Annotated in this window: 6 protein-coding genes; 2 read left to right on the top strand and 4 right to left on the bottom strand. The window is 68.5% G+C overall.

Features of this window, described 5'->3' with window-relative positions; translation table 11 throughout:
• The first annotated feature begins 14 nt into the window (after positions 1-14).
• Together BEN78_04045 and BEN78_04040 are read left to right on the top strand one after the other, a co-directional pair.
• Positions 15-9,887, top strand: coding sequence for a hypothetical protein (locus BEN78_04045; protein ID ASR42686.1), 9,873 nt, complete (start codon positions 15-17; stop codon positions 9,885-9,887).
• A 14-nt stretch (positions 9,888-9,901) separates the two neighbouring features.
• Entirely contained in the window at positions 9,902-13,588 is a 3,687-nt protein-coding gene (locus tag BEN78_04040) for a hypothetical protein (GenBank protein ID ASR42685.1), read from the top strand.
• A gap of 78 nt (positions 13,589-13,666) precedes the next feature.
• On the opposite strand, the gene BEN78_04035 is transcribed toward BEN78_04040, so the two are convergent.
• The 4 genes from BEN78_04035 to BEN78_04020 all read right to left on the bottom strand — a co-directional run bounded on the left by BEN78_04035 (position 13,667) and on the right by BEN78_04020 (position 17,104).
• Complete coding sequence (locus BEN78_04035) at positions 13,667-14,092, bottom strand: hypothetical protein (protein ID ASR42684.1); 426 nt, start codon at positions 14,090-14,092, stop codon at positions 13,667-13,669.
• Positions 14,079-14,378 carry a hypothetical protein gene (locus BEN78_04030; protein ASR42683.1) on the bottom strand — a complete coding sequence of 100 codons (300 nt, stop codon included), beginning with the start codon at positions 14,376-14,378 and terminating at the stop codon, positions 14,079-14,081. Before BEN78_04030 ends, BEN78_04035 begins: the two co-directional genes overlap by 14 nt.
• 78 nt (positions 14,379-14,456) lie before the next feature.
• Complete coding sequence (locus BEN78_04025) at positions 14,457-15,770, bottom strand: histidine kinase (GenBank protein ASR42682.1); 1,314 nt, start codon at positions 15,768-15,770, stop codon at positions 14,457-14,459.
• Positions 15,770-17,104 carry a sigma-54-dependent Fis family transcriptional regulator gene (locus BEN78_04020; protein ID ASR42681.1) on the bottom strand — a complete coding sequence of 445 codons (1,335 nt, stop codon included), beginning with the start codon at positions 17,102-17,104 and terminating at the stop codon, positions 15,770-15,772. Before BEN78_04020 ends, BEN78_04025 begins: the two co-directional genes overlap by 1 nt.
• Between the last annotated feature and the right edge of the window lie 36 nt (positions 17,105-17,140).

Here is a 17,140-nt window from a genome sequence, read left to right as displayed (position 1 = left end):
CGAAGGGGCAGGGCATGAGCCAGCAAGATGGGCAGACGAACAACCGGATCGTGGCGGGGATCCGCCGCGTGTTGACGGGGCGGGCACGATGGCTGATGGCCATCTGCGTCCTGCTGCTCGCGCAAGGCGTGGCACAGGCGCAGCTCAACGAGCGGCACAGCTTCAATGCGCGCGGCGACGTCGAGATGATCGGCAACGCGCTGTTGACCTGCGCCAGCTGCGACCAGTCCAACAGCGGCCTCAACAACGGCTCCAACATGGCGATGCAGTTCGTCAACGTTGAGGGCAATCGGTTGCCCGCCGGCGTGCCGCAGAACTCCTCGACCGCGACCCTGAGCCTGCCCAGCGGCGCGCGCGTGCTTTCGGCCGGCCTCTACTGGGGCGGCCGATCGGCCGAGAACAACACGGCCCGCGGCACGCTGCAGTTCCGGACTCCTTCCGGCAACTATCAGGCGATCACGGCCAGCGACCTCAACACCTTCCCCAGCCAGGGCGACGCGGGTAGCCGTCCTTACACGGCCTACCGCGATGTCACCGCGCTGGTCGCGTCCGCGGGCGCCGGCACCTATGCTGCGGGCGGACTGACCTCGGACATCGGCCGCATCGGGAACGTCAACAACGGCGGGAGCCTGGGCCAATACGGTGGTTGGGCGCTGATCGTGCTCTACGAGCACGACAGCAAGCCCTATCGGCGCCTGATGGTGTTCGACGGCGATGCTGGCTACGTCAATGGCAGCAACTCGCAGTCGGTCACGGTCACCGGCCTGTTGACTCCGCAAAGCGGCGAGTTCACCGCCTACATGGGCGCGCTTGTGTGGGAAGGCGACGGCGGCATCGTCGGCGACCAATTCAGGCTCACTGGCACGGACGTGCTCAATGGCGGCGCGCTCAGCGATGCGCAGAGCGAGGCCAATAACTTCTGGAACAGTGGCATCAGCCGCCTGGGCCAGCGCTTCACTGCCAAGAATCCCGACTACGTCAATCAGTTCGCAGTCGACCTGAAACTGGTCGATATCTCCAATAACGCCGCCAATGCCAACCGCCCGCGTCTGCGCAACGGCGCCACCGGCGCGACGCTGCAGTTCACCAGCACCGGAGACGCCTACTTCCCGCATGCGCTGGTTTTTGCGACCGACATCTTCTTTCCTGACCTCGTCACCTCGCTGACCAAGCAGGCCCGTCGCGTGCCTTCGGGCGAGGTGCTCGGGCCGACCAGCGAAGTCCGCCAGGGCGAAGAGGTCGAGTACATCGTCTCGTTCACCAACAACGGCCAGGACGGCGCGACCAACGTGGTCGTCACTGACCCGATTCCGGCCAACACCACTTATGTGCCGGGTTCGTTGCGGGTGCTCACCAATGCGGCCGATGCGACCACCGGCAGCATGTCCGATGCGGTGGGCGACGACATCGCCGAGTTCGATGCCGTCAACAATCGCGTCGTGTTCCGGATCGGTACCGGCGCCACCGGCTCGGCGGGCGGCATGCTCTCGCCTGCCCAATCGGCACAGATGTCGTTCCGCGTGCGCGTCAATACCGCGGCGCCGACTGGCGAGTCCATCCGCAACGTCGTTTCGGTGCGCCACAACGCCCAGACCGTGCCCTTGCCGCAGGATGTCGAGGGCGAGGCAGACGCCAATGTGATCGGTCCGGTCGTCCCGTCAGCCGAGGAGATCGGGTTCTGCCCGACAGATGGCGGTTTCTTCAACATCGTCAACGGCGTCGGCATCTATCAGTACTCGCCGGGATCGGCCGCCGACACCCGTGTTGCTGGTCTGGACTTCGCGGTCTCCGGTGACCTCAATGCGCTGATGGTCGATCCGACCGGTCGGACCCGTCTGCTGTTCCACCAGGCGGGCGGCAACACGATCTGGGCCTATGACCCGACGCATCCCACCAGCCCCGGCTGGTATCGCACTGGTGTGACGATCAACGCCAATCTGCCGCGTGCGGGCATGACCCAGGCCGGCGTGGGCTATCTGATTACGGCCGCGACCCGCGCAGGCGCTGGGGCGACGGCGCAGATGTACCGTATCGAGCGCGACGGCGACTACGGCTATCGGCTCGGCGGGCAGAGCACCCTGACCTACGACGTGGCGCCGAGCGACTTCGGCTCGGGCGACATCGCGTTCGACAATGCGGGCGTGGGCTGGCTGGTGGCCGGCAACGACCTGTATCGCGTCGATGTCGACGCGGGCACCGCGACCCGCCAGCAGACCTTCACCGGCGCACCGTCGGGTGTGAACTACGCAGGCGCGGCGTTCGGCGCAGACGGTCTGCTCTACGTGGTCGTCAACACCACCGGCGCCTACTACGCAATGGATCTGACCAACGGCACGATGTCGCAAGTCGGCGCATCGGCCAGCGGGGCAGGTCGCGACCTTGCCTCGTGCAGCTTCCCGACCATCGCGCCTGCACAGCTGCAGGTCACCAAGACGCTGGCCTCGATCACCCGCAACGGCCTGCCCGTGGCTGCGGGCGAATCGGCCGCGCCGGGCGACCTGCTGGGCTATGCGATCGAGGTCCGCCACGTCGGCGGCACCCAGGCCGCGACCGTGTTCGCGGGCGACGTCGTCGAGACCGTGCCGGCCGACACCCTGCATGGCGCGACGGCGGACGACTTCACCTGCACCGGCGCCAACTGCGTCAACACCGAGTCGCGCAATGTGCTGCCGGGTCAAAGCACCGTGTTCTCGTTCGTGGTGCAGATCGATGTCGGCACGCCGGCCACGGTCAACCAGATCGTCAACTCGGTCACGGTCAATGGCATCGACTGCGCCGCGGCCGGTAACGACTGCGACGAAACCACGCTGATCGACGTCGAGCCGGCGGTCACCTCGACCAAGGCATTGACGGCAGTCAATGGTGCGACGCCGGCCGGCCCGGTGGCCGTGGGCGATGTGCTGACCTACACCGTGACGGTCACCAACAGTGGCAACGTCACGCTGCCCACCGTGACGGTGGCCGACGCGCGCATCACGCCGGACAGCATCACCTGCGCACCGCTGACGGTGGGTGACAGCTGCGCCCTGGTGGGCACCTACACGGTGACCCAGGCCGATGCGGATGCAGGCACGATCCGCAATACCGCGATCGTCACCACGCCCGACACGCCCCAGGTCTGTCCGGCCGGTTCGACCGCCGCCGCCTGCCAGCCGACGATCGAGATTCCTACCGAGACGCCCGATCCGTCGCTGACGGTGGTCAAGACCGCGAGCACGCCGAGCGGCAACACCGCCGGCAGCACGATTGCGTACGCGTTCCTGGTGACCAACACCGGCAACGTGACGATTGCCAATATCGCGATCGACGACGACAAGCTCGACGCCGCGGCCGTGTGCCCGGTGACGACGCTGGCGCCGGGTGCGAGCACGACCTGCACCGGCACGCACACGATCACGCAGGCGGAAGTCGATGCGGGCGAAGTGCTCAACACCGCGACCGCGACCGGCACGACGCCGGGCGGCGGCACGACGACGAGCCCGCCGGACGAAGAGGACGTGACGCTCGAGACCACGCCGTCGCTGACGGTGGTCAAGACCGCGAGCACGCCGAGCGGCAACACCGCCGGCAGCACGATTGCGTACGCGTTCCTGGTGACCAACACCGGCAACGTGACCATCGCCAACATCGCGATCGATGACGCGCAGCTCGACGCCGCGGCCGTGTGCCCGGTGACGACGCTGGCGCCGGGTGCGAGCACGACCTGCACCGGCACGCACACGATCACGCAGGCGGAAGTCGACGCTGGCGAAGTGCTCAACACCGCGACCGCGACCGGCACGACGCCGGGTGGCGGCACGACGACGAGCCCGCCGGACGAAGAGGACGTGACGCTCGAGACCACGCCGTCGCTGACGGTGGTCAAGACCGCGAGCACGCCGAGCGGCAACACCGCCGGCAGCACGATTGCGTACGCGTTCCTGGTGACCAACACCGGCAACGTGACGATTGCCAATATCGCGATCGACGATGACAAGCTCGACGCCGCGGCCGTGTGCCCGGTGACGACGCTGGCCCCGGGTGCGAGCACGACCTGCACCGGCACGCACACGATCACGCAGGCGGAAGTCGACGCGGGCGAAGTGCTCAACACCGCGACCGCGACCGGCACGACGCCGGGCGGCGGCACGACGACGAGCCCGCCGGACGAAGAGGACGTGACGCTCGAGACCACGCCGTCGCTGACGGTGGTCAAGACCGCGAGCACGCCGAGCGGCAACACCGCCGGCAGCACGATTGCGTACGCGTTCCTGGTGACCAACACCGGCAACGTGACCATCGCCAACATCGCGATCGATGACGCGCAGCTCGACGCCGCGGCCGTGTGCCCGGTGACGACGCTGGCCCCGGGTGCGAACACGACCTGCACCGGCACGCACACGATCACGCAGGCGGAAGTCGACGCGGGCGAAGTGCTCAACACCGCGACCGCGACCGGCACGACGCCGGGTGGCGGCACGACGACGAGCCCGCCGGACGAAGAAGACGTGACGCTCGAGACCACGCCGTCGCTGACGGTGGTCAAGACCGCAGGTACGCCGAGCGGCAACACCGCCGGCAGCACGATTGCGTATTCGTTCCTGGTGACCAACACCGGCAACGTGACCATCGCCAACATCGCGATCGATGACGACAAGCTCGACGCCGCGGCCGTGTGCCCGGTGACGACGCTGGCCCCGGGTGCGAGCACGACCTGCACCGGCACGCACACGATCACTCAGGCGGAAGTCGACGCGGGCGAAGTGCTCAACACCGCGACCGCGACCGGCACGACGCCGGGCGGCGGCACGACGACGAGCCCGCCGGACGAAGAGGACGTGACGCTCGAGACCACGCCGTCGCTGGCGGTGGTCAAGACCGCGAGCACGCCGAGCGGCAACACCGCCGGCAGCACGATTGCGTACGCGTTCCTGGTGACCAACACCGGCAACGTGACGATTGCCAATATCGCGATCGACGATGACAAGCTCGACGCCGCGGCCGTGTGCCCGGTGACGACGCTGGCGCCGGGTGCGAGCACGACCTGCACCGGCACGCACACGATCACGCAGGCGGAAGTCGACGCGGGCGAAGTGCTCAACACCGCGACCGCGACCGGCACGACGCCGGGCGGCGGCACGACGACGAGCCCGCCGGACGAGGAAGACGTCACCATCGAGCGCAACCCCGGCATGGCGACCAACAAGGCGCTGGCCGGCAACGCCGACGAGGATGGCAGCGGCACCGTCACCCTCGGCGACACGCTGACCTACACCATCACCGCGACCAATACCGGCACGGTGAGCCTGGGTAATGTGGAGGTGCGGGACGACCGCATCACGCCGTCGAGCCTGGTCTGCGCCAGCCTGGCCCCAGGTGCGAGCTGCGTGCTGACGGGCACCTACGTGGTGACCCAGGCCGACGTGAATGCCGGCCAGGTGGTCAACACCGCCGTCATCACCACCGATGAGCCGGCGGTCTGCCCGGCCGGCGATACGTCCGCCGCCTGTCAGCCGTCGGTCACCATCGACGTGACGCCGTACGAGATCGTGGCCAACGACGACAGCTATGGCCCGGTCAACGGCGCCACCGGCAACCCGTCGGTCGGCACCATTCTGGACAACGACACGCTCAATGGCGTGCCGGCAACACCGGACACGGTGACGATCACGCTTGGCACGCTGCCCACGGGCATCGTGGTAGATCCGTCGACGGGTGTGGTCGGCGTTGCGCCGGGCACCCCGGCAGGCAGCTACACCTTCGACTACACGATCTGCGAGGTGCTCAACCCGGCCAACTGCGACACCGCGACGGTGACGGTGGTGGTCGAGGCGGCCGAGATCGTGGCCAACGACGACAGCTATGGCCCGGTCAACGGTGCGACGGGTGACCCGTCGGTGGGCAACCTCCTGGACAACGACACGCTCAACGGCGTGCCGGCGACCATCGACACGGTGACGATCACGGTCGGCACGCTGCCCACGGGCATCGTGGTGGATCCGTCGACGGGTGTGGTCGGCGTTTCGCCGGGCACCCCGGCGGGTAGCTACACCTTCGACTACACGATCTGCGAAGTGCTCAATCCGTCCAACTGCGACACCGCGACGGTGACGGTGGTGGTCGAGGCGGCCGAGATCGTGGCCAACGACGACAGCTACGGCCCGGTCAACGGTGCCACCGGCAATCCGTCGGTCGGCACCATCCTGGACAACGACACGCTCAACGGCGTGCCGGCGACCATCGACACGGTGAAGATCACGGTCGGCGAGCTGCGTGTGGGCGTCGTGGTGGATCCGTCGACGGGTGTGGTCGGCGTTTCGCCGGGCACCCCGGCAGGCACGTACACCTTCGAGTACACCATCTGCGAGTTGCTCAACCCCGACAACTGCGACACCGCGACGGTGACCGTGGTGGTCGAAGCGGCCGAGATCGTGGCCACCGACGACAACTTCGGCCCGGTCAACGGTGCCACCGGCAATCCGTCGGTCGGCAACGTGCTGGACAACGACACGCTCAACGGCGTGCCCGCGACGCCGGACACGGTGACGATTACGGTCGGCACGTTGCCCCCGGGCATCGTGGTGGATCCGTCGACGGGTGTGGTCGGCGTTTCGCCGGGCACCCCGGCGGGCAGCTACACCTTTGAATACACGATCTGTGAGGTCCTCAACCCCGACAACTGCGACACCGCGACGGTGACGGTGGAAGTCGAGGCGGCCGAGATCGTGGCCAACGACGACAACTACGGCCCGGTCAACGGTGCCACGGGCGATCCGTCGGTCGGCAACCTGCTGGACAACGACACGCTCAACGGCGTGCCCGCGACGCCGGACACGGTGACGATCACGGTCGGCACGTTGCCCACGGGCATCGTGGTGGATCCGTCGACGGGTGTGGTCGGCGTCGCGCCGGGCACCCCGGCGGGCAGCTACACCTTTGAATACACGATCTGTGAGGTCCTCAACCCCGACAACTGCGACACCGCGACGGTGACGGTGGAAGTCGAGGCGGCCGAGATCGTGGCCACCGACGACAACTACGGCCCGGTCAACGGTGCCACGGGCGATCCGTCGGTCGGCAACGTGCTGGACAACGACACGCTCAACGGCGTGCCCGCGACGCCGGACACGGTGACGATCACGGTCGGCACGTTGCCCCCGGGCATCGTGGTGGATCCGTCGACGGGTGTGGTCGGCGTTTCGCCGGGCACCCCGGCGGGCAGCTACACCTTTGAATACACGATCTGTGAGGTCCTCAACCCCGACAACTGCGACACCGCGACGGTGACGGTGGAAGTCGAGGCGGCCGAGATCGTGGCCAACGACGACAACTACGGCCCGGTCAACGGTGCCACGGGCGATCCGTCGGTCGGCAACCTGCTGGACAACGACACGCTCAACGGCGTGCCCGCGACGCCGGACACGGTGACGATCACGGTCGGCACGCTGCCCCCGGGCATCGTGGTGGATCCGTCGACGGGTGTGGTCGGTGTCACGCCGGGGACCCCGGCAGGCAGCTACAGCTTCGAGTACACGATCTGTGAGGTGCTCAATCCCGAAAACTGCGATACCGCCAGCGTCACGGTGGTGATCGAGGCGCCGGAGATCACGGCTGCCGACGACAGCACGACGACCGATCAGAACACGCCGGTCACGATCCCGGTGCTCGACAACGACACCCTCAACGGGGTGCCGGTCGATGCCGACGACGTCACGGTCGTGGAGCTCACGCCGCCTGCGAACGGCAGCATCGTGATCCAGCCCGACGGGACAGTGGTCTACACGCCCAACCCCGGCTTCTCGGGCGACGACAGCTTCGAGTACCGGATCTGCGAGATCACCAACCCGGAGAACTGCGCGACGGCCACGGTGACGGTCACGGTGCGTCCGAACATCGTCGAGGCGATCGATGACGATGCCGGGACTGCGGAGCCGGGTGTGCCGACGCCGGTGGTGGTGGTCGACAACGACACCAGCACGGGGGCGCCGCTCGATCCGGGCTCGGTGACCATCCTGACCCCGCCGCAGCACGGCCAGGTGAGCTGTGCGAACGGCACCTGCAGCTACACGCCGGCATTCGGCTACAACGGTGAGGACAGCTTCGTGTACCGCGTCTGCGACACCTCCTACCCGGCGCCGGTGTGCGACACCGCGACGGTGACGGTGAAGGTCCAGGGCGAGGCCCCGCTGCGCATCACCAAGTCGGTGGCCGTGCGCGAGGTCAAGGTCGGCGATCTGGTGCGTTACACGCTGACGGTGGAGAACGTGAGCAACGCGATGGTGACCGGGGCGCATGTCCTCGATACGCCGCCGCAGGGCTTCAGCTACGTCGACGGTTCGCTGTCGAGTGGCGACGGCCGGGCGCTGGCGGTGTCGGGTCACAACCCGATCCGCATCTCCAGCCTCGACCTTGCGCCGGGCGACACCATGAGCATCAGCTACCTGCTGCGTGTGGGCGCAGGCATCCGTGCCGGTTCCCACATCAACCAGGCCGTGGCGCAGAGCGAGAGCGGCGTGCCGCTGTCGAACATCGCCACCGCCCAGGTCGGGACCGCGTTCGATCCGCTGCTCGACGACAGCCTGGTGTTCGGCACGGTGTTCGACGATCGCAATGGCGATGGCTGGCAGGCGAGTGCCGTGCTAACCGATGTTCGGGTGCAAGGCGGGTTCGCGCCGGAGGCCTATGTTGCCGGCTCGACCACGATCGACCGCGGCGAAGGACCGCAGCCGGTCGCCGACGCCAGCGCGCCGCTGCTGCACGGGATGGCGCTGGGCACGATCACGGGCCGGCAGTCGGTCGGTGATCCGGTCGAGGCGCACCAGGTGGTCATTCGTCAGCGTTTGCGCTCGGCGACGTTCGCCGGGGACTTCGTGCTCACCAGCGCCCAGGGCGTGACCGTGCGCATGGCGGCCGACGGCAGCACGCAGGTGGAACGCGAGGGCGAGGCGGCCAAGGGCCTGTCCGCGGCCGAGCCGACCGTTACGCGACGTGTGATGCAGGAGGCAGATGGCTTGGTGGTCGAGTACGTGATCGCCAACAGCGGGATCGATGAGCGCGGCATCCCGGGCGTGCGGATTGCGTCGGTGGAAGGTCTGCTGATCGAGACCGACCAGTACGGCCGCTATCACCTGGTGGACGTGCCGGGCGGCAACGCGATGCACGGGCGCAACTTCATCCTGAAGGTGGATCCGTCCACGCTGCCGCCGGGCGCCGAGTTCACGACCGCCAATCCGCTGGTGCGGCGCGTGACGCCGGGTCTGCCGGTGCGCTTCGACTTCGGCGTCAAGTTGCCGGTGATCGAGTTGCAGGGTGGCCGCGAGGCGGTGGAGCTGGAACTGGGCGAAGTGTTCTTCGCCCCGGACAGCAGCGAACTGCGCGAGGCGTATCTGCCGGCGATCGAGGCGATGGCCGGGCAGATCGACCGCTACCGCGGTGGCCGGGTGGTCGTCACCGGTGAGGGCGAGCACGAAGCGCTCGCCTTCGCCCGGGCGGCGGCGGTCCGCGACGCACTGCAGTCGCGGGTCGCACCGGACGCGGCAGCTGCGCTGACCGTCGAAATGCGGACGCGGGTCGAAGATCCGCACGCGATGGTGGCCGGCGTCGGTAACGGCGGTGTGTTGCTGGGCACCGTGTTGTTCGACACCGACAAGGCGGCCATCCGGCCGGAGTTCGAAGCGCTGCTCGACGCAGTCGCCCAGCGCCTCGAAGCGCTGGGTGGCGGGACGGTCGGCATCGTGGGCCATACCGACGTGCGCGGTTCGCACGCCTACAACGTCGACCTGGGCCTGCGCCGCGCGCAGTCGGTGTTCGATGCGCTCTCGGGACGTCTGAGCCCGCAGGTCCGGGCCAAGACCCGGGTGGAAGCAAGCAGGGATCCGGCCGCTCCTGTCGGGGAGGCGCGGAAGTGAAAGGGGACCGGATCATGAAGAGGAAGCTGCTCGACGCAGCGCTGCTGGCCGCACTGGCCGGCATGGCATCGACGACCGCAGCGGCGCAGAGCGCCCCCGCGGCGCCGACCGCCGATGACGGCGCCGCTGGCGCCGCGACCATGGACTGCGACGCCGACGGCTGCCGCAGCGACGGCGACCTGCTGTTCCGGCTGCGCACACGCAGCTACGACCAGCCGGTCACCCGCGGCACCAGCGAGGCGTCCTCGTCTCAGGCGCTGCAGCCCGATCGCCGCGTCAGCGTCGCGCTGGAGCAGCCGGGTCGCGCGACCGCGGTGGGGCAGTTCTCGGTGCAGTTGCCCGGTGGCGGCGCCATCTGGGCGACCGAGGACCCCAATCTCGGCCAGCCGGAGCTGTCGGTGTCGGCGCCGACGATGGTGCCGTTCGAGAATGGCCGCATCATCAAGCCGGTGCGCTTCTTCGCGCGCAGCAACTACATCGACTTCGTCGAGCGGCTGGAGCTGACGCTCTACCGCGCCGCCGATGCCGATCTGATCGAGCCGATCGCGCAGTTCGAACTGCCGCGCTCGGCGGTCGCCGATGCCGAGTGGGACGGCACACTGCCCGCAGGCCGCCAGTACCGGACCGGCGACGAGCTGGTGTACGTGCTGCGCGCCTATGACGCGGCCGGCAACTTCGACGAGACCTTCGTCCAGCGCCTGCAACTGGTGACACCGGCCGAAGCCGAACGCGGCGCACAGATCCTGCGCCAGAGCACCGAGCGCGGCCTGGGCATGTCGCTGGGCGCCGATCAGGCGGCCGCGCAGGCGCTGGTCGACAACGTGTTCTCGGGCAATGGCCTGCGCCAGCAGAACATCCCGGTCTACGGCTCGCGCGTGCGCATCACCGGCCGCAATCTGCCCGAAGGGCAGACGCTGCTGATAAATGGCGAGAACTACCCGGTCGATCTGGAGCGCAAGTTCGTCGCCGAGTATCTGATGCCGGTCGGCCAGCACCGCTTCGATATCGGGCTGCGTGGCCGCGATGGCGAAGTGTCGGAGCACGCGCTCGATGTCGACGTCAGCGGACGCTACTTCTTCGGCGTCGGTATCGCCGACGTCACCGTCTACCAGAACAAGGCCAGCGGTCCCGGTCGCGAGTTGGCGATGGCGGGCCGCGAAGACGACATCCTCAGCGACGGGCGTCTGGCGTTCTACGGCAAGGGCAAGATCGGCGGCAAGTATCTGATCACCGCCCAGGCCGACACCCAGAACCGGCCGCTGAGCGATCTGTTCGATGGCTTCACCTCGGCCGACCCGCAGGACGTGTTCCGGCGCGTCGATCCCGACCTGTACTACCCGACCTACGGCGACGACTCGACGACCTATCGCGACGTCGACACCATGGGCCGCTTCTACGTGCGCATGGATTGGGACAAGAACCAGGCGCTGTGGGGCAATTTCTCAACCGGCTTCACCGGCACCGAGTACGGGCAGTACCAGCGTGCGCTCTATGGCGCCGCGCTGGCCTGGCGCTCGCGCATGGCCAATGCCTGGGGCGATCCGGGGACCGAACTGCGTGCGTTCGTGTCCGAGGCGCAGACCGCGCCGGGTCACAGCGAGTTCTCCGGCACCGGCGGCAGCCTGTACTACCTGCGCCACACCGACGTGCTGCCCGGCTCGGAGCAGGTCGTGGTCGAGGTCCGTGATCCGACCACGGGCCGTGTCGAGGCACGGACGGTGCTGCTGCGCGGCGCCGACTACGAGATCAACGAGTTGCAGGGCCGCATCATGCTGACTCGCCCGCTCTCGCAGGTCAGCCGCGAAAACCTGCCCACGATCATCCGCGACCAGCCGCTCGACGGTTTCGATGTGCGCATGCTCGTCGACTACGAGTGGGTGCCCAGCGGCTTCGACCCCGACGAGATCACCGCCGGCCTGCGCGGCAAGCACTGGTTCGGCAATCACGTCGGCGTCGGTGCGACCTGGGTCGATGAGAGCCGGGCGGGCGAAGACTACACGCTGATGTCGGCCGACCTCACGCTGCAGGCCGGCAAGGGCACCTACCTCAAGATCGAGCACAGCCGCACCGAGGCGACCAGTGCCCCGGTGTTCTTCTCCAGCGACGGCGGCCTGACGTTCGGGCAGCTCAATCCGGTCGGCCCGCGCGAAGGCGAAGCCACCGCGGTCGAAGCCCGCGCGAACTTCCGCGAGCTCGGCTGGACCACCAGCGATTGGAGCACCGGTGCGTGGTGGCGTCGCGTGGATGCAGGCTTCTCGGTCGCGCGCTTCGACATCGGCGCCGATGTCGAAGAGTACGGCGCCGAGGTGCTGGGCGAGTTCGGTCGCGACGTCGGCTTCTACGCGCGCTACAGCCGTGCCGAGCGCGGCGCCGAGACCCTGACCCAGGCCCAGGCGGTCACCGAGTGGCGCTTGTCGGATGTCAACGCGCTTGCCGCCGAGATCCGCCGTGTCGAGGAAGGCCGCCTTGGCGGCGATGCGACCGGTGTGCTCGGTGCGCTGCGCTACACGCACCGCTTCGGCACCGCGCTGGATGTCTACGGCACCGCGCAGCTGACGCTCGACGACGACGGCGGCTACGCCGACAACGATGCCTACACCCTGGGCGGCCGCTACAACTTCGCCAACCTGTCGAACGTGGGCGCCGAAGTCACGACCGGCGATCGCGGCGACGCGGCGCAGATCAACGGCGAGTACCGTCTGACCCCGCAGCACAGCTTCTACGGCGCGTATACCTACTCGACCGATACCACCGAGTACGACCCGTTGTTCAACCGTTCGCAGCAGAACGGCTGGACGCTGGGCCAGCGCTGGCGGCTGTCGAACCAGGTCAATCTGTTCAACGAGAGTCAGTTCCTCAAATCCCGCTACGAGTCCGGCCTGGCGCATACCTACGGCATGGATTTCTACCCGGCGATCGGCTGGAACCTCGGCCTGACGTTGTCGGACGGCGATCTGACCAACCGCGATGGCGGCCAGATCGATCGGCGCGCGATCAGCGTGTCGGGCGGGCGGACCTCGTCGAGGACCGATTGGCAGAGCAAGATCGAGTGGCGCGAGGACAGCGGCGTGGAGCGGCGGACCCAGTGGATCACGACCAACCGTGTGCAGCATCGCCTCAACGAAAGCTGGCGCGTGGCCGCCCGCTTCAACTACGCCGATACCCAGGACGATCTGAACCCGGCGGCCAGCGCAAAGTTCATCGAGAGCAATCTCGGCTTCGCCTATCGCCCGTGGGACAGCTCGCGCTGGGGTCTGTTCGGCCGTTACACCTACCTGTACGACCTGGCGACGCTGGGTCAGATCGGCGGTGCGCAGGTCGACCAGAAGTCGCAGGTGCTGTCGCTCGAAGGCGTCTACCGCCTGGACGACCACTGGGAAGTGGCCGGCAAGCTGGCGCGGCGCGAAGGCGAGGCACGGTACGGTCGCGGCACCGGCGCGTGGTTCGACTCGGCCACGACGTTCGCGGCCACCCAGGTGCGCTACGAGTTGCTGCAGCGTTGGCACGCACTGGCCGAGTACCGCTGGCTCGACGTCGACGATGGCGGTACGCGTCAGGGCTGGATGGTCGGTGTGGACCGCGATATCGGTCGCAACTTCCGGATCGGTGTGGGCTACAACTTCACCGATTTCAGCGACGACCTGACCGACTTCGACTACGACCACCGCGGGGTCTACATCAACTTCGTCGGCAGCTACTGAGCCCCGGGGAACCGGCGACCGGCGCCAGTCGCCGGTCGTCGTGGGGCATCAGCGGGGCGTCTTCGCGGCGGGCAGCGATCAGGTCCCGGGCAGCAGCAGGTTCTCGAACGGGCGCGTGTCCTTCCAGCGATAGCCTGCGAAGTCGCGCAGGTCGGTGGACAGGATGCGCCCTTCCTGCAGTTGCTCGGCAAGGATCACCAGCGACGCGTCGGCGAGGTCCATGGGGAGGTCGTGATACCGGCGCATCAGGTGCGCAGCACGGCCCAGGGCGTCCTCGGGCGGTGGCGGCACGACGCAGGCGCCTTGTGAAACGGAATCGACGAAGGCCAGCGCCTGTTGCACCCCGACACGGGCAACCAGCAGGTGCGTCACTTCGGTCAGGACTGGCCAGGTGGTGGCGAAGCCTTCGCCTGCCCATCGCTCGACCGCTGTGCGCGCGACGGCATGGTGGCGGTCGCGGCGATTGCCCAGCGCGATCCAGAAGCCGCTGTCAGTCAGGATCATGTCTGTCCTGCACGCGCAGCGGCAGCTTCTCCTCCAAAGCGTCCGCCAAGTAGGTCTTGTATCCGGCCGACAGGTCCTCAGGCCCGTCCCCGGCACCGATGTAGCCGGCCAGCAGATCGAGCGGGTCGCGTCGCGGCTGGACGTGCGTGGCGTGGTACTCGCGCAACGCATCGCGCAGCAAGTCGGATGCGGACCTGCCGCTACGATCGAGCAACTCGCGGAACCGGGCGGCATCCGGCCCGCTCAGGCGGGCGTTGATGCGGACGTCGGAAGAGGGGGCGGTCATGGCTGGTCTCCAAGAAATTTTCGGAGCTCCGGAAATCGTCATAAACGTATGACAGCCAGTGTGGCGTGTCAACCCGGCTCAGGCCGGCGGCTCCGGCAGCTGCAGCGTCACTCGCAGTCCGCCCGCATCTCGGTTCTGCAAGGCGATCCGCCCGCCATGGGCTTCGGCGATCTCGCGTGCCAGCGCCAGCCCAAGGCCAGTGCCGTTGCGCTTGGTGGAGTAGAACGGCAGCAGCGCGTTGGCGAGCACCGCCTCATTCATGCCGTCACCGCGATCGAGAACATCGATACGCCAGCCATCGGGCAGCCGTCGCAGCCGCAGGCGCACCTGGTCGGCCGGCGAGCCGGATTCGTGCGCGTTGCGCAGCAGGTTGATCAGGCATTGCGCCATCTGCGCGACGTCGACACGCACCTGGCCGCCGTCGTCGCCTTCCAGCGTGAACGGCACCTGGTCGCGCAGGCGCGCGAGGAATGTGCGCCAGGGTACCGTTTCGGTGCGCGGCGCCGGGAGTTTCGCAAAGCGCGCGTAGTCGCGGATGAAGCCCTCGAGATGGCGCGCGCGTTCTTCGATGGTCGCCAGGGCGTCGGGCAGGCGCTCGAGTTGGCCGCGTCGCAGCAGTTCGGCGCCCGAATGCGCGAGCGAGGCGATCGGCGCCAGCGAGTTGTTGAGCTCGTGGCTGATGACACGGATGACCTTCTTCCAGGTCTGCACTTCCTGCCGACGCAGCTCGGTCGTCAGCCTGCGCAGCAGCACCAGTTCGTGGCGGCGGCCGTTGAGGCGAAACGAGCGCCGCGACAGATGATAGATGTCCTCCTGATCCTCCTCGCCGACGCTCAGCAGGCCGTCGCCGCCGCGCAGCAAGGCCTCGCGCAGCGCCGGCGGGGCTTGCGCCGCCAGTGCCTCGAAACCCTGGCCCTCCAGCCGGCGCCCGTCGCCGAGCAGCTGGCGTGCGGCAACATTGCCGAGCACCACGCGCTGCTGCGGATCGAATAGCACCATCGCCACCGGCGTGTTCTGCACCATCGTGTCGAGCAGCAGCTCGCGTTGCACCAGCGCATGGCGTTGCTCGCGCAGCACGTCGCCGAGACGGTTGTGCGCGGCGACCAGTTCGCCGAGTTCGCCACCGCCGTCCCAGCGGATGCCGAAGCCATAGTCGCCATCGCGATAGGAGGTGACCGCGCCGGCCAGCGCGCGGAACAGCGCACGGACCGGGCCGAGCATCCGCTGCGCCGCCCACAGTAGGGCGGGCAGGCACAGTGCGGACGCGGTCAGGACCGCCGACCAGGCCGGCAGCCAGCGTGTGAGCCAGGCGGCCAGCAGTGCGACGGCGATTGCGAACAGCGACGCCAGGGCGCCCAGACGGATCGTCAGTGGCAACTGGCGTGCGGGCATCAGTCGCGCCGCAGACCCAGGCGGTCCATGCGCCGGTACAGCGCCTGTCGCGAGAGCCCGAGGTCGGTGGCCGCCTGGGCCAGCACGCCGCCGGCCCGCGCCAGGGCGGCCTCGATCGCCGCGCGGTCCGGCTCGGACGCAGCGGACGCCGGCATGGCGGCTTGCGGCAGGCCCAGCGCGTCGGCGGCGATCGCCGCCTCTTGCGACAACAGTGCGGCACGCTGCACCGCATTGCGTAGCTCGCGCACGTTGCCCGGCCAGCGGTGCGCGAGCAGGGCGCGCTCGGCGGGGCGCGACAGCGACCGGCCGGCGGGCAGGAAGTGCCGTGCCAGCGGCAGGATGTCATCCGGACGATCGGCCAGCGCCGGCACTTTGAGTTCGATTGCGTTGAGCCGGTAGTAGAGATCTTCGCGGAAGCGGCCGTCGGCGATCGCGGCAGGCAGATCGGCATTGGTCGCGCTGACCACGCGCACGCGCACCTGGCGTTCGCGATTGGAGCCCAGTCGCTCGAATCGCCCGGTCTCGAGCACCCGCAGCAGCTTCATCTGCCCGGCCAGCGGCAGGTTGCCGATCTCGTCGAGGAACAGCGTGCCGCCATCGGCGGCCTCGAACTTGCCTTCGCGCGCTCGGTTGGCGCCGGTGTAGGCGCCGGCATCGGCGCCGAACAGCTCGGCCTCGATCAGGTCGGCCGGCAGCGCACCGCAGTTGAGCGCGACGAACGGACCGTCGCGGACCGCAGAGTTGGCGTGGATGATCTCGGCGATCTTCTCCTTGCCTGCGCCGTTGGGCCCGGTGACCAGCACCGGCAGTTCCGAGCGCGCGACCTGAACGGCCAGACTGAGCACGCGCTCGCTCGCGGCGTCGTCGAAGACCGTGCCGCGCAGATCGTACGCGTCCTCGAGCGCGTGCCGGTCACGCTGCTCGCGGCTGCGGCGGCGCTCGAGTTCGCGCCGGCTGGCCGACAGTTCCAGCAGATTGGCGACCGTCGCCATCAGCTTGTGGTCGTCCCAGGGTTTGGCCAGGTAGTCGGCCGCGCCGGCCTTCACCAGTCCGACCGCGGACTCGAGGTGCGTCCACGCGGTCAGCAGCACCACCGGCAGGTCGGGGTGGCGTGCGTGGATGGCCTCGAACAGCGTTGCGCCTTCGTCGCCGGACGTGGTGTCGGCGCGGAAGTTCATGTCCTGGATCACCAGGTCGACCGGCTCGCGCGCGAGCGCGGCCAGGCCGGCTTCGGGCGACTCGGCATACACCGTGTCGACGTCGTGCAGCGAGAACAGCACGTCGAGCGCGGTGGCGACCGCGGGATTGTCGTCGATGATCAGGACGGTGGGCATGGAGGAGCGTTGGGGCCTGTTCGCGAGGGATGCGTC

It is taken from the genome of Xanthomonas citri pv. mangiferaeindicae, assembly GCA_002240395.1.
In the GTDB taxonomy this organism is placed as follows: Bacteria; Pseudomonadota; Gammaproteobacteria; order Xanthomonadales; family Xanthomonadaceae; genus Luteimonas; species Luteimonas citri_A.
Note: the sequence above shows the minus strand (reverse complement) of the source record. Positions and strands in the feature narration are given on the sequence as shown.